General features: G+C 48.6%; 14 protein-coding genes. 5 read left to right on the top strand and 9 right to left on the bottom strand.

All coding sequences use genetic code 11. The features are described 5' to 3' along the window. Positions 1–96: 96 nt before the first annotated feature. Positions 97–1,479: a DUF945 family protein gene (locus tag QZ157_RS10005; protein WP_295145146.1), complete on the bottom strand. Its 1,383-nt coding sequence runs from the start codon at positions 1,477–1,479 to the stop codon at positions 97–99. A gap of 20 nt (positions 1,480–1,499) precedes the next feature. Next, positions 1,500–1,877 carry a RidA family protein gene (locus QZ157_RS10000; protein ID WP_295145144.1) on the bottom strand — a complete coding sequence of 126 codons (378 nt, stop codon included), beginning with the start codon at positions 1,875–1,877 and terminating at the stop codon, positions 1,500–1,502. Positions 1,878–1,970: 93 nt separating this feature from the next. Between QZ157_RS10000 and QZ157_RS09995 the strand changes: the two genes are divergently transcribed. Next, positions 1,971–2,444 (top strand): cysteine permease, encoded by a 474-nt coding sequence (locus QZ157_RS09995; protein ID WP_295145141.1) that lies wholly within the window; start codon positions 1,971–1,973, stop codon positions 2,442–2,444. A gap of 120 nt (positions 2,445–2,564) precedes the next feature. On the opposite strand, the gene QZ157_RS09990 is transcribed toward QZ157_RS09995, so the two are convergent. Beyond that, positions 2,565–5,627, bottom strand: a complete 3,063-nt coding sequence (locus tag QZ157_RS09990; protein ID WP_295145138.1) for an efflux RND transporter permease subunit — start codon at positions 5,625–5,627, stop codon at positions 2,565–2,567. Next, the gene (locus tag QZ157_RS09985; RefSeq protein WP_295145136.1) at positions 5,624–6,853 is read right to left on the bottom strand and encodes an efflux RND transporter periplasmic adaptor subunit; all 1,230 of its coding nucleotides are present in this window, start codon (positions 6,851–6,853) and stop codon (positions 5,624–5,626) included. Before QZ157_RS09985 ends, QZ157_RS09990 begins: the two co-directional genes overlap by 4 nt. Positions 6,854–7,082: 229 nt before the next feature. Between QZ157_RS09985 and QZ157_RS09980 the strand changes: the two genes are divergently transcribed. Continuing rightward, entirely contained in the window at positions 7,083–7,430 is a 348-nt protein-coding gene (locus QZ157_RS09980; protein WP_295145134.1) for a MarR family winged helix-turn-helix transcriptional regulator, read from the top strand. A gap of 1,018 nt (positions 7,431–8,448) precedes the next feature. After that, complete coding sequence (gene dctP / locus QZ157_RS09975; RefSeq protein WP_295145132.1) at positions 8,449–9,501, top strand: TRAP transporter substrate-binding protein DctP; 1,053 nt, start codon at positions 8,449–8,451, stop codon at positions 9,499–9,501. On the opposite strand, the gene QZ157_RS09970 is transcribed toward dctP, so the two are convergent. Continuing rightward, a complete protein-coding gene (locus tag QZ157_RS09970) occupies positions 9,477–9,599 on the bottom strand; it encodes a hypothetical protein (RefSeq protein ID WP_295145130.1) in 123 nt (40 codons plus the stop codon). The genes dctP and QZ157_RS09970 overlap by 25 nt on opposite strands. A 92-nt stretch (positions 9,600–9,691) precedes the next feature. Between QZ157_RS09970 and QZ157_RS09965 the strand changes: the two genes are divergently transcribed. After that, on the top strand, positions 9,692–9,856 hold the full coding sequence (locus tag QZ157_RS09965) for a hypothetical protein (protein ID WP_295145128.1): 165 nt from the start codon (positions 9,692–9,694) through the stop codon (positions 9,854–9,856). A 174-nt stretch (positions 9,857–10,030) separates the two neighbouring features. Continuing rightward, a complete protein-coding gene (locus tag QZ157_RS09960) occupies positions 10,031–10,204 on the top strand; it encodes a hypothetical protein (RefSeq protein ID WP_295145126.1) in 174 nt (57 codons plus the stop codon). Between the two features lie 122 nt (positions 10,205–10,326). On the opposite strand, the gene QZ157_RS09955 is transcribed toward QZ157_RS09960, so the two are convergent. From QZ157_RS09955 to QZ157_RS09940, 4 genes are all read right to left on the bottom strand, one after another. After that, complete coding sequence (locus QZ157_RS09955; protein WP_295145123.1) at positions 10,327–10,887, bottom strand: Fe-S-containing hydro-lyase; 561 nt, start codon at positions 10,885–10,887, stop codon at positions 10,327–10,329. Positions 10,888–10,896: 9 nt separating this feature from the next. Further along, on the bottom strand, positions 10,897–11,742 hold the full coding sequence (locus QZ157_RS09950; protein ID WP_295145121.1) for a fumarate hydratase: 846 nt from the start codon (positions 11,740–11,742) through the stop codon (positions 10,897–10,899). Between the two features lie 440 nt (positions 11,743–12,182). Beyond that, positions 12,183–13,514, bottom strand: a complete 1,332-nt coding sequence (locus QZ157_RS09945) for a hemolysin family protein (RefSeq protein ID WP_295145118.1) — start codon at positions 13,512–13,514, stop codon at positions 12,183–12,185. Between the two features lie 804 nt (positions 13,515–14,318). After that, positions 14,319–14,660 (bottom strand): hypothetical protein, encoded by a 342-nt coding sequence (locus tag QZ157_RS09940; RefSeq protein WP_295145116.1) that lies wholly within the window; start codon positions 14,658–14,660, stop codon positions 14,319–14,321. Between the last annotated feature and the right edge of the window lie 175 nt (positions 14,661–14,835).

Raw genomic sequence — 14,835 nt, 5'->3', positions numbered from 1 at the left:
AATTTAAAAAAATTTGGAAAAGATTTTTGGGTGGTATTGGATTTGAATGAAAATAAAAGCAAGAGCGCAGTTTTTCGCCCTTGCTTTTACTGCGGCTTAATTTACCGCCAGGTTAATTATAAATTCTTTAAGCGAAATTTTATCGTTTATCAGCAGATCATCGCTACCGACGTCATGCTTAAATTTCGCGCTCATATACTCGCCATCTTTAGTAAAAAGCGAATTTATGCGCTCCTCAAAAGGCTTAATACCGTTAATCATTTCATTAAAATCCCTGTCCGGCATTATCCCTTTATATTCGCTTAAAAACTCCGTTATAGACGCGGCTTGCACTTTTAGCTCGCCGTCAAATTTAACCGCCTTTAGCGCCTTTTCCACATCTGCGTCGTTTTCTAGCGTTTTGCTTTTGACACCCAGTCCCGATGCGTCGGCTACGGCGTTAAATTTGATCTCCTTGCCGCCCGGGTTTTTAAAGCTAAAATTCTTAACCTCCAGCACGTAGTTTTCGCTCATTAAAATTTTATAAACCGCTGATTCTTTAGGATCGTTAAGATACATCGCCATAGCAAGCTTGTTTACGTTTTTTTCGTTCATAGCGGCGTTTAGCTGAGTTAGGATTTTCTTGCCGTCTATTTCTAGCGCGCCCAGGTTAGCCTCCGTCATCGTATCGAGCAAATTTGCGTCCGCATTTTGCTTAATCTGCGCTAAAAACGCCATATCGGTTATCCCGACGGCTTTTGGAAAATCATAGCTTCTAGCGTTGCTAAAGCTCATTTTGCCGACCTTTATTCCTACTTTAGATATATTTTCGTAGGCGGTTTGCAAATTTATAAACGAAACCAGATCGCTAAAGCTTTTAAAATCGCTAAGCTCGATGAGCATGGATGCGTTTTCCATCGCAAACTTGCCCGAGTCGTCCGTATCGCCGCCGCTAACTTTACCGACGCCGATTTCTAGGGATTTTATCTTATCTTCTTTGATTTGAGCCTTTGCAAAAGGCTTTGAGATAACAAGATCCGAATTTCTCTCGTCTACTTTGATCTCAGCCAAATTTAGCGTTACGTCGCGGGTTTTATCTAAATTTATTAGTACGTCGGCGCTCAAAAACTCGTCCGTGCCGAATATCTTTTTAGCTTCGGCGGCGGCTTCGGGCGTTAGAGCCTTGATATCGCTGTGTGCCTTAAATCCGCCAAAAATCTCGGCAAATCCATGCTTTAGCGTGGTTTTAGCCTCAAATTTTACCGGATCTTTGCCGTCGGTTAGCTCAAATGTAAGCGTCGCGCGCGAACTAAACAGCCCTTTGTCGTACTCGTTTTGCGTCACGTTTGCCTTTAGGTCTATAAACGGCAAGCTCAAAGTTTCGCCCGTTAGCCTAGCCACGCCCCTATCGTAGGACTCTTTGGCCTTAGACGAGCCGTAAAACGCGACGCCAAAAAACGCGATCAAAATGACCGCAAGCGCAAATATAACCTTTTTCATCTTTTTCCTTATTTTAAATTTTACTTCGTCGCCGCGATAAGCTCAATCTCGACCAAACCGCCCTTTGGCAGCGTTTTTACCGCAACCGTGCTGCGGGCCGGATAGGGCTCTTTAAAAAAATCGGCGTAAATTTCGTTTACCGCCGCAAAGTCCGCGATATCTGCTAGAAAAATCGTCGTTTTTACTACGCTCTCAAAGCCAAGCCCCGCTTCGCTCAAAATCGCTTGCAAATTTTGAAGCGATCTTTGCGCCTGCGATTTTACGTCCGCGCCCGCAAATTCGCCGCTAGGGGTCACGCCTAACTGCCCTGAAATAAACAGAAATCCGTTAGCCGCGATCGCTTGCGAATACGGTCCGATCGCTTGCGGGGCATCTTTTGTAGAGATAACCTTTTTCATTTTCGTCCTTTGTAAAAATTTTCGCGAATATTAGCAGTTTAGCGCCGAATTTGCAAATTTAGCTATAATTTCCCGTAAAAAGGCGCTAAAAATATGAAAATCACCCTTGCTCCAAACGAGTTTTTAGACGATTACGTTCTTGGCTGCGAATTTGCGAAAAACGCCGAAATCTCGGGCAACGCGTATCTGTTTTGGAGCGGCGCGATCTGCGCTAAATTTGAAAACTCGCGCACCGTTTTTCTGCATAAAAAAAGCATCCCCGCACGATTTTGCGAGGCGGCCGCGCGCTGCAGCGACCTAGCCGGACTAACGCTCACGTCGGCGTTTTGCTCGTTTACGACGCTAGCGCCCTCGCACCTAGTCGCCAAAAACGGCTCCAAGCTCTATCCGCTTTTTGATCTACGCGAAATTTGCGGGATAAAATTTATAAATTTAAAGAAATTTTACGATGATTTCGGACTTGACTACGGCTATAGAATTTACATCGAAAAGTGCTCGTTTTTCTCGCCCGAACCGCTTGAAAAGCGCATAAAGCTAACAGAAACGATGTGCCTAGGGTATTATTAAGCCGCGTAAATTTAGGCTTTTGGCTTGCAAATTTAGCTAAATTTAGCCGTAAAACCCAGGCTCAAATTTAATCCGCGCGGAAAAAAGCGATAAATTTACGCGCTAAATTTAACAAGCTTCCTACCCTGCCGCGTTTTGCTTATCTTGCTCGGTTACGGACGTGAGTTTAGAAAGACGCTTGCCGAGGAATCTTTTCGCATCGTCCACGATAGAATAAACAGTCGGCACGAAAACGAGGCTAAGCAGCGTAGAAACGGCTAGTCCGCAAATCACGGCTACCGACATCGTCGCGCGAAACTCCGCGCCAGAGCCGCTAGCAAACACCGCAGGCGCCATGCCGGCGATCATGGCTATCGTAGTCATCACGATAGGCCGCGCCCTCTCCGCGCCCGAGCTTAGCAAAGCCTGCCTGACGCCGCTTCCGCGCAGGCGCTTTTCGATGACGAAATCAACGAGCAAGATCGAGTTTTTACCCACGATAGCCATGAGCATTAAGATGCCGATGACGGCGGATAGATCAAGCGCCCCGCCGTAAAGCAGCAACCCGCCCGCAGCGCCGCCGATAGAAAGCGGAAGCGCGATAAATATCGTAGCGGGCTGCAAAAAATCGCGAAAAAGCACGACCAAAACCAGCAAAAACATCGTCACGCCAAAGCCAAGCGCGATACCAAACTGCTCAAACATCTCGCTCATATACTCGCTATCGCCGTACTCGGGCGACGAGATGCCAGAGGGCAAGTTTTTCATCGCGGGCAGCGCGTAAATTTGCTCCAAAACCTCGCCTACGGTAAATCCTGGCTGCAAATCGGCCTCGAGCGCGATCTTGCGGCGTTTATCAAATCTATCTATGCTAGCAGCGCCTTGCGAATACGAGATTTGAGCTACGCTTGAGAGCGGCAGGGCTGCTCCCGCCGCGCTTTGGACGTAAATTTTACGCAGGACTTCAAGGTCGTTTCTAGCGTCCTCCTCTAGGCTCACGCGGATAGGCACTTGGCGGTCGGGTAGGTCAAATTTCGCCGACGCCGCGTCCGTGTCGCCCACGGTAGCGATACGCAGAGCTTCGGCTACGGCTTGGTGGCTCACGCCTAGCCTAGCGGCCTCTTTTTTGATTAAATTTACGCGGATTTCGGGCTTTTGCAAAGGCTCGTTTACTTGAGCGTTTTTCGCGCCGGCAACTCCGCTCATTTGGGATTTTATCAGCGCGGCGGTTTTAGAGAGCGCATCCGCGTCCTCGCCGGTTAAGATTACCGAGATATCGCGCGCGGCCATATCGTTAGCGAAGGCAAATCTCATATCGCTAAATTTAGCCAGCTCCGCCCGCAGTTCGTTTTCAAACTCCTTTTGCGTAACGTCGCGCTGCTTGTGCGGTTTTAGCGTGATTAGCAGCTCGCCCTTGTGCGTTTCGCCGCCGCCCCCGGCTATAGCAAAAACGGACTGCACGGCCGGATTTTGCTTAACGACGCGGGTTAAATTTAGCAGCCTCTCATCGGTTTGCTCTAGCGTAGAGCCGGGAGTTAGAGTGATATTTACACTACTTCTGCCGGCGTCGCTTTGAGGCAAAAATCCCGTCGGCAAAAGCGGTATTAGCGCAAACGAGCCCAGCAATAGCAAAAAGCCGATAAAAAGCGTAAATTTACGGTGATCTAGCGTGAAATTTAGCAAATTTAGATAGGCAGCCTTTAGCTTGCCCGCTTCGCGCTCCTCTTTGGCCTCGGGTTTTAGGATGTAGGCCGCTAGTAGCGGAGTGGCTAAGCGCGCTACTAAAAGAGAAGCCAAAACCGCCGCCGCGACGGTTATGCCAAACTGCCTAAAGTACTGCCCGATGCCCCCGCCGATAAAGCTAACGGGCAAAAATATCGCCACTATCGTTAGCGTAATGGCAACCACCGCAAAGCCGATATCATCAGCCGCGTCGATGGCGGCTTGGTACGGGCGTTTGCCTAGGGCTAGGTGTTTTTTGATATTTTCTATCTCCACGATTGCGTCGTCTACGAGTATGCCGATAACTAGCATCAAAGCTAGCAGCGTGATGCCGTTTAGCGTATAGTCCAGCAGATAAAGCGCCGCAAACGTCGGCAAGATCGAAAGAGGCAGCGACACGGCAGCCACCAGAGTCGCTCTCGCGTCTCTCAAGAAAATAAACACGACCAAAACCGTCAGTATCGCGCCCTCGGCTAGCATCCAGATCGTTTGGTCGTAGCTTTGCTTAGTCTCGTTCGCCGAGGTGTATATCTCGTCTATCTTTACTTCCGCATGCTCTGCGGTAAATTTAGCCAGCTCCTCCCCAACCTTTTGCATCACGACCGTGTCGCTGGCGGCTTTTGAGCGCGAGACGCTAAATCCCGCCGTCTCCAGCCCGTCCATCCTAGAGCGCGACCTAACCTCGGCGTGCGAGTCCTCTACGCGAGCGATATCGCCTAGACGGACGCTACCGCCGCCCTCTAGTCGGATAGGGGTATCCGCTAACCCCTCTATACTCTTTGCGCCGCCCGTTACGCGCAGGCTGTTTTCCGCGCCGTCTAAAACCGTCCTGCCCGCGGGCAAATCGGCGTTATTTTGCGCAAGCTGCTTGTTAATATAAGCCGCGTCTATCTTTAGCGAGCTAAGCGCGGCGGGGTCTAAAAGCACCCTAATCTCGCGCGTAACGCCGCCTAGGCGCTTTACCTGCTGAACGCCTGGGATCGCTAGCAGCCGCCTTTTTATCTCGTTATCTATCAGGTGCGATATCTCGCTTTGGTCTAAATTTACGCTTCCTACCGAATAAAACGCGAGCGCCCCGCCCTCGACGTCCATGCGCTCTACTAGCGGCGTATCGATGCCGGCCGGTAGTTCGTCTCTGATCTGCACCACGGCGTTTCGCACGTCGTTTACGGCTCTATCGACATCCGTCTCGATGGCAAACTCCACCGTCGTAGCCGAGCTGCCCTCGGAGATCGTAGAGCTAACGTGCCTCACGTCCGCCAGCCCGCTCACGGCGTCTTCTATGCGCCTAGTAGTCGAGCTTTCCAGCTGAGTAGGCGACGCGCCGGTCTGCGTGACCGTGACGCTAACGATAGGAAAATTTACGTTTGGGTTCGCGTTTATCGGTAGGCGCAAAAACGACGCTACGCCGCCTAAGCTAAGCGCGATAAAAAGCACGATAATAGGGATAGGATGACGGATCGCCCAAGACGAAATTTTCACTCCGCGCCCCTTTGCGCCGCTTCGCCGTCGTTTACCAGCGCGGCGGCTTTTAGCGCGACCTCATCGTCCTCGCTAACGCCTGTGATTACCTGCACTAGCCCGTTTACTCTAAGTCCGGTTTGGATTTTTCGCTTCTGCGCCTTGCCGTCTTTTATTAGCGTTGCAAACGCACCTGCCTCCGTAAACGAAACCGCCTGCGCGGGCAGCGCTAATGCGCTAAATTCGGGCAGGTCGATGACAGCCTTGGCGTACGAACCGATAAATTTAGCCCCGCCGTCCAGCGAAATTTTGACCTTACCTAGGCGCGAGCTCGTATCCACGCTAACAGGCACTAGCCGCACCTTGCCGTTTACGGCCTCTTTTACGCCGTAAATTTGAGCCTGAGCGCTCATACCGACTCTTATCTGCGCTAGCTCGGCTGCATCCGCATCCGCAGATAGCTCGATGACGCCGTCTTTTGCGATGTTAAACAAAGCCTCGCCGCTAGTTAGCGCGCCGATTTGAGCTTTTTTGGCCGTTACGACGCCGCTAACGGGCGCTATCACGCTAGCTTTGCCAAGCTGATCTTTGGCCTCTGCGATCTGCGCTTCTATCTGCGAGATTTGGGCTTTTGCGGAGTTTAGATTGGCTCTGGCGCTTGCTTCTTTTGCGCTTGCTTGTTCGAGCTCTTGCGAGCTGATAGCCTTTTTTGCGGCTAAGCTTTTGGCTCGCTTTAGCGCGGAGCTAGCCTCGCTAAAGGCGGCCTTAGCGGAGTTTAAATTTTGCTTTGCGGCCTCTAGCGCGGCGGTTTGCTGGTCAAATTTCGCTTTTACGCCAGCATTATCTAGTAGGGCTAAAATTTGCCTCTTTTGCACTTTTTCACCGACTTCGGCTAAGATCTGGGCGATTTGTTGGCCTTGCAGCGCCGAGCCCACGGCAACGTCGTCTTTAGCGACCAGCTCGCCGTGCAAATTTAGCTTTGGGCTAAATTTTACGATCTTGGGCGAGACGACCGTGAGCTTTATGGCTTCTTCGTTTTGATTTTGCCTAGCGTCCGAATTTCCGCCGTCTTGGCCGACGATTGATTTGCTAGCGTCGCCGTCTTTTAGGCCCGCTTGAGCCGTTTGCTTGTTTTGCGGCGGCGTTTCTTGCGCCGATTTATTTTCCTGCGCCGCCGCCGTTTGTTGCGCGGTCAAAACCAGCGCAAACGATAAAAAACACGCCTTTAAAATTTTGCCGAATTTCATAAAATTTCCCTTAAAATTAGTCTTAAAATTTATCATATTAGCAAAATTTAGGACCAAAAGTCAATCCTAAAACCTTGAAAATATTTTGGGATTTTACTAAAATTCACCCAAAAATAAAAAAGGAAAACGATGTATAACTTTGACGACCTAGGCAAAAAAAATCAGCGAGATTAACGAGCGCATAGACGCGCTGATCGCTAAAACAGGGCTTAGCTACAGCGAATTTGCGGTGCTTTACACGCTAGCAAAAGACGGCAGTTCGACGCAAAAAAAGATCGGCCAAGAATGGCTCATACCAAAACAAACGGTCTTTAACGTTTGTAAAGATTTTCGTCAAAAAGGGCTAGTACAGCCAAGCGAGCAAAGCACTGATAAAAGGGAGCGCGCGATGAGCCTCACGCAAAAGGGGCGCGAGGCGGCAGAGCCTATCACGCGCGCTAGCGATGAGCTGGGCGAGCGGGTGTTTGCTAGGCTCGGCGAGAAAAATACCGAAAAACTCTTTTCGCTGCTGACGCGCTTTTGCGAGATTTGCGACGACGAGATCAAAGGCGCGTCTGACCTCAAGACCGAAATTTAAATTTACCGACTTTAATTTTTTTTACGCTCTTTTAAATTCGGCTAAAATCGCGGCTAAATTTAGTAAATTTTTGCCGCAAAGCGCGGATTTGACGGCAAGACGAGCAAGATTCATCCAAAGCGCCGCGGTAAATTTAATCCATAAATTTATACCGGCAAGCGCGAAATCGCGGGCTTTTGTCAAAAACTTGCAAACTTGGCGACAAACCTCGCGCAAACCAAAGCTAACGGTAAGCCTCGCGCAAAATACTCTGGCTGAACCCTAACGAAGATTTATCTTGCCGACTTTTTGAAGCTATCCGCTTTCTCCGGTTTGCCGCTTTTGCGCTAGGCGGTTTAAATTTGGGCTTCAATCGCGCGTTTTGGAACTTAAATTTTACAAATTTCGCCTGGCAAAATTATCAAAAAGCCGTCTTGTTAAATCCTACGCTTAAATTTTGTTGTCACTTAAACGAAAATTGCCTAAATTTAGAAAAAACGCTTACAAACACAAACCGTCGCTAAATTTACTCGGCAACGGCGCAAGCGGCCTAAAGCATAGGACGATTTGCCGAAGCCGCGGTAAATTTTGCCTGCAAATTACCGCCGCAAACACAGGCGCCGCTACTTTGATTTAGCATTTACGGCTCATAAAGTCGTTAAAATTTAGCCTAAAAGCGCGCTAGCGTATATTTTTACCGCGAGTTTGCCTTATTTTGCCCCAAAAGCGCGGGTAAATTTAAACCGCCGATTTTTATGCATCGCGTCTGGCGACCTGCTTATCTTAAGCCTTGTTCGCAGGCCGATTTGCCGACGGCTTAGAAAAATTTGTCAAGCCCTAACCTAGGCATCACCGTTTTAACGGCGGCAACCGTCAAATTTATCCGCAAGTAGCAAAATTTAACTTTCGTAACATTTTATAAATTTATTTACTTTTTTACTTACTTTGTATAGATTTTTGTAACTTAAATTTCAAAATTAATCAAAAAATATAATACAAAGCTCTATAATCGGTAAATTTAAAACCGAAAGGAGAAAAAATGAAACTATTTTCAGCTCTAGCCCTATGCGCTACTATGATGATCAGCGCGCAGGCTGCGGAAAAATACAAGATCAAGCTCGCCTCCACCTACGAGAGCAACGTGCCCGTACTAGGCGAAGCTCCAAAGAAATTTAAAGAGCTCGTGGAAAAGATGAGCGACGGCCGTATAGAGGTTCGCGTCGACTATCCGTCCAAGCACAAGGCGGCGTTTGCGCTGCTTGATATGGTCAAAAGCGCCCAGTACGACGCGGCTTTCACCGCGAGCTACTTTTATAAGGGCAAGGATACCAAGCTCATGCTCTTCACGACTGTGCCTTTTGGCATGAACAAGGCTGAGCAGGACGCCTGGTACGCATACGGCGGAGGCAAAGAGCTTGCGCAAAAGGTCTTTAACGAGTACGGCATCGTGACCTTTCACGGCGGAAATTTCGGCATGCAAATGGGCGGCTGGTTTAAAAAAGAGATCAAAAGCGCGGACGATCTAAAGGGACTAAAACTGCGCATGGCCGGGCTTGGCGGCGAGATAATGGCAAAGCTGGGAGCTAGCATTAACACCGTCCCGATCGGCGAGCTTTACATGTCGATGGAGATGAACACGATCGACGCCGTCGAGTGGGTCTGCCCTGCGATCGATATAAATTTCGGCTTTCAAAAGGTGGCTAAATTTTACTACACCGGCTGGCAGGAGCCTGCTAGCGAAAATGAATTCTACATCAACAAAAAGCTCTGGGACAAGCTACCCGCCGATCTCCAAGCTATCGTAGAAACCGCGACCAAGGCCGTAGCGGCCGACGTCTACGAGTCGGCGGTTTATCAAAACTCGCTAGTCCTTGATAAAATCAAAAGCGAGCACCCGGACGTTAAAATCGCCTCGTTTCCGCCGGAAATCATAGCCGCGCTGCGCAAAGCCACGGACGAGATCCTAGACGAGCTCTCGGCCAAAGACGCGACGTTTAAGGAAATTTTGGACTCGCAAAAAGCCTTTATGAAAAAGGCTAGGGTCTGGACGCAGATCTCCGAAAACAGCTACATAAACAGCACTGCGGAGTGATCGCCGCCAAATTTAACGAGCCGTCCGAGTAAATTTGACGGCTCGAAGGCTAACGCAAATTTGAGATTAACGTCGGTTTGCTCAAATTTGACTCGCAATTTATTACGCCAAACCTAGTCCCGCAAAGATGAGCAAAATTTAACCCCAATAACGCCAAAATCACGCAACCGCCAAATTTAAAAGGAAGGTCATGAAAGTATCTAAATTTTGCCTTTTGGCGGTGATTTTTTGCAGACTCGGCGGCCCAAATCTAAGCGCTCAAACGACGAAAGCCTCGCTAATGGAAAAAACGGTAATCGATTTTTACCAAACAAACTACGGCAACTGCGAAGTGCAACCCATCACCTCGGAGTAGCTAACACCCAAGATTGACGGGCTCATTTACGATCAGTTCGGCTCTGCGCTCGGACGTCTGAGCGGTATAGAGCACGTATCGTCCGATCTGGATCTCGACCCTTTTATAGGCTCGCACGAGATTGAAGAGCTCAAAAACTTTAGCGCAAAAGCTGTTTCGGAAAACGAAGTGCGAGTGAAATTTGAGCTATTCGGCGAAAAACGGGACGTAACTTTGCGCCTAATCTGCGATAAAGATTGCCTATTTGGCGACGTAAAGCTTAGCGACGGAGGCTCGCTAAAAGCTAAGATCAAGAAATCTTTGAAAAAAGCGTATCCGAGCAATTACGGCAAAATTTTTAAAGAGTGAGCGTAAAATTTGAGAGTTTAACGCGCCGTTTGGTTTCAAATTTGCCTACTTTCAAACGGCACGCAAACCAAGAGCGGCGAGTGGATCGAGGCGCGAGCTAGCGATAACCCGCGCCTAGAAATTTATATTTTTTTATACGGAGCTTGTCCTGCTTCGTAGAAGTTATTGCCCTCGCTATCTATCGCTACGATAGCAGGAAAATCCTCAACCGTGAGCCTCGCGACCGCCTCGGGGCCAAGCTCTGGATAGGCTAGCACTTCGTACTTTTTGATACTTTGGCTGATTAGCGCGCCGGCACCCCCGATAGCGACCATATAGACGCAGCCTGATTTTTTCATCGCTTCGACGACGGCGTCGGAGCGGTAGCCCTTGCCGATCATGCCGTTGATGCCTACTTCGTTTATCATCGTCGGAGTGTATTTATCCATGCGTCCGCTAGTAGTCGGTCCCGCAGCGCCTATGACGTCGCCCGGTTTTGCGGGGCTCGGTCCTAGGTAGTAGATCGTCTCGCCGGCTAAATTTACGGGCAAGGCCTCGCCGCGAGCCAAAGTCTCGGTTAGCGCCTTGTGCGCGGCGTCGCGAGCTGCGATGATGGTGCCGCTTATTAGCACGTTGTCGCCAGCTTTTAGGCTTTTTACGACATCTTTATCAAACGGCGCGGTTATCTTTTTTACTTCTGACATCTTTTCTCCTTAAATTTCAGCTTCGGCGTGGCGAGCGGCGTGGCAGTTGATGTTGATAGCGACCGGCAGGCCCGCGATGTGGGTCGGGTACCACTCGATGTTTACTTTTACCGCGGTCGTGTCGCCGCCTAGTCCTTGCGGTCCGACGCCCGTTTTGCAGGCGAGCTCTAGTAGCTCCTCCTCTAGTTTGGCGTATCTCGGGTCTGGGTTTTTGCTGTCTGCGTCGCGAGCGGCGGCGTATTTTGCCATTAGCGCGGCCTTATCCATCGTGCCGCCTATGCCCACGCCGATCACCATCGGAGGACAGGCGTTTGGACCCGCTAGCTTAACGGTGTCTAAAAATACCTTTTTCACGCCCTCTAGGCCGTCTGCGGGTACTAGCATCTTTAGAGCTGATTTGTTCTCGCTACCAAAGCCTTTTGGAGCCACTTTTATGTGGATTTTATCGCCTCTTACTATCCTTACGTTTATGACGGCGGGGGTGTTATTGGTCGTGTTTTTACGCTCAAAGATCGGGTCGTTTACGACTGATTTGCGCAGGTAGCCGCCCACGTAGCCGTCTTTTACGCCCTCGTTGATCGCGTCTTCTAAAAATCCGCCCTCGATATGCACGTCCTGCCCGATATCGACGAACACGACCGCCATGCCCGTGTCTTGGCAGATCGGCGCGATGCGCTTCTGCGCTAGATCGGCGTTTTGGAGTACCTTGCCTAGGATGTCTTTGCCTATCGGCGAGCTCTCGTTTTCTCTAGCTTTTTCAAAAGCCGCTCTCATATCGGGCGTTACGACGTAACAGGCCTCTTTGCAAAGCTCGCTGACGGTTTTGGAGATTAATTCCGCTTGAACTACTCTCATCTGTCCTCCTGTGTTAAATTTGTTTTATAAATTTCAAAATATAGAATTTAATTTTTATCTCTTATTAAATTTCGCGAAGTTTATCAAAATAAGCTAAAAAGTTAGATTAAATTTGTGGATTTTGAGAGAGTCTGAGATAAAAATCGGCTTAAATTTAGCAAGGCAAATTTAAATTTATGCTTTGCGTAAATTTGAAAATCTAGCCTAACTAAAGCCGGCGATAAACTTTAACGACAATCCCGCAAGACTCGGCCAAACGGCGATAAATTTAGCGCAAATGCCGCAAACTCAAATTTGACGAAACGGCTTAAATTTGTGCCGGTTTCAAATGCGGCTGCGTTTTCAAATTTTAGACCGACTTAAATTTGAGAATCCGCTTCCGCATCTCAAATTTAAAACCGAATTTACGCCCCGCCCGCAAAGGCAAAGCGCAAATTTGCCTAGTCCTCGTCCTCTTTTTGCTCAAATTTTCTGCGCACTTTGACGCTTGAGATGCTAGCGCCATCCATCTTGCGCACCTCGTAGTAGCAGTTTTCGTCCTCGATCTTGTCGCCTACGACCGGCAAGCGTCCGATGAGATTAAAGACATACCCGCCGATCGTTAGCTCCTCGGTCTCGTCGGCAAAGCTTATCCCCATCAGCTCTTCGACGCTCTCTAAATCAAAGCGCCCCTGAAACTCGTAGATATTTTCGTTGATTTTTTTGTAATGCGGGTCGGCGTCGTCGTGCTCGTCATTAAAGTCGCCTAGGATCTCTTCCATTATGTCTTCCATCGTTAGCAGACCCGCCGTGCCGCCGTATTCGTCCACGACTAGAGCGGCGGAGATTTGCTGCTTGTTCATCATGACTAAGATTTTAGATATCGAGAGGTTTTCGGGAACGATGACGAATTTACGCACGATGCTGTCAAATTCGCGCTTTTTATTACCAAGATCGATTTGCAAGATATCTCTAATATGGATCATTCCAAGGATTGCGTCCTTGCTACCGTCGATGTAGGGGTAGCGCGTATATTTGGAGTCAAAGATCACTTTGATGTTTTCTTCGTAGCTTTTTTGCTTGTTTATGCAGACCATATCGCGGCGCGGAGTCATGATCTCTTTAGCCACCGTGTCGGAGAAATCGACCGCTTTTTTGATGATCTCGGTCTCAAAGCTATCTAAAACGCCGCCCTTTAGGCTCTCGCCCACGATGATTTTTATCTCTTCTTCGGAGTGGGCTAGCTCGCTCTCTTTGGCTGGTTTGATACCCAAAATTTTAAGCGAAACGCCGGCTAAGAAATCAAAAGTCTTGATAAGCGGCGAGAAAACTACCCAAAATACATGTAGCGGACGCGCGATGGCTAGGACTGCTTTTTCTGATTTTGCGATGGCGACGGACTTTGGCACTAGCTCGCCTAGCACCACGTGCATGAGCGTGATCAGCGTAAACGCGATCGCAAACGCGACGGTATGGACTAATATATCGTTTAGATTAAAGTATGTTTTTAGCGGTTCTTCTATCAGCCTAGCTACCGCAGGCTCGCCGATCCAACCAAGAGCTAGCGAGCTTAGCGTGATGCCCAGCTGTGTGGCGGAGAGGTAGGTGTCGAGGTTGTTTGACATATCAAGCGCGGTTTTCGCGTTTGGCACTTTGTCCTTAGCAAGCTCCTCTAGGCGAGTCTTGCGGACTTTGACTATGGAAAATTCTGATAAGACGAAAAAAGCGTTTAGAAATACGAAGAAAAACGCGAGGGCGATCATAAAAAGCGAGTCGGCGCTACTGGGGTGCAATTAAAATCCTTAAAAAATTAAAATGAAACGTGGCGATTATAGCAAAAAATCGGGAATTTTAAACTGAAAGCGCATTTTTGCCGCCGCCGGCGCGAGCGAGAGTCGCGGAGGCTATTTTGCAGCGTTTTGGCGCTTTTAGTCGTGCACGCGCCCTGCTCGCCGTTTAAATTTGAGCACAAATTTGACCTCCGTGCTAAACTTGTAATAAAAATATTGCTTATTTTATCCGCTTTTTGCAGCAAATTTGTACGCCAATCCCCGGCTAAACCCGCGCCGCAAAAACGCAAAACGCAAAAATACAAGCCAAATTTGAAAGAATTTAAATTTGCGTCGCCTGCGTCATTGGGGCTTAAGTTCTTAAATTTGATAAAGGAGTTAAATTTGGATTAATTTTAAGGCTTTGCCGGCAGCACCAAATTTAAGCTCTAAAAGCAAATCGGCTCGCCGCGAATTTAAAATCGGGCGGCTTTGGCACGGCGATTTTAGCGCTCGAAACGTCAAATTTGACCGCAAATTTGAACTACGGCAAATTTAAATTTTGAAGCTAAATTTAACTTGCAATCTAGCCGTTTTGCCAACGCAAGCCAGAACCGACGCGGCGAATTTGAACGTAAAATCCGCCCGCAAAACCGCTAAAACTGCGGTTTGTCGCCGTTTGCTTTAGCGCCGTTTACAAAGTCGGTCGCTTTTTTAGCAGGCCTTTTGATCCCTTTTTAAGACGCAAAGCCTCAAGTCCCTCTTGTCTTAGTCGGCGTTTTCGCCACCTCGATCACGTAAGGCTGCGCCGCAAGCCCAACATAAATATCATAAATACCGCTCGCGCCCGCTCCTTTGTAAATTTACTTTGATAATACGGCGGCAGGGATAGTTAAATTTAGCTTGATTTTGCGAGGATTTGCGGCGTTTTAGAAAAAGAGTCTCGCGAACCGATATCGCGGCAAAAACCAGCAAAACGATAGCCGTCCTTTTATCGCCCTCAAATAACACCCTGGGATAGAACGCGAGCGTTATCGTAAAAGCTACGAGCGCTATTATCTGCCTTCCGACCGGGTCGCGACCCGTCAATTTCAGCTCAAAAACGATAGAGCCCATAATCAAGATCCAAGCAAAAAAGCAGGTTAGTCGCCACTTCATCATCTTATCCACTTTCGTCCGAGTTAAATTTGAGCTGCGCGACCCGCCTCGACCACGGGAAGCGTCGAGAGCATATTTTAAGCTTCCAAACAATGCCCAATTTTAAAACCAGGCATTGTTTTTAAATTTTATTTCATCGTGCAAGCCACTTCATTTCCTAAATCGCAAGCCCTAGTATAAAATTTCT

Origin of the sequence: uncultured Campylobacter sp. (assembly GCF_905372745.1) — a bacterium.
GTDB lineage: Bacteria > Campylobacterota > Campylobacteria > Campylobacterales > Campylobacteraceae > Campylobacter_A.
The sequence above is the reverse complement of the archived record's forward strand: the minus strand, read 5'-3'. Positions and strand labels throughout refer to the sequence as shown.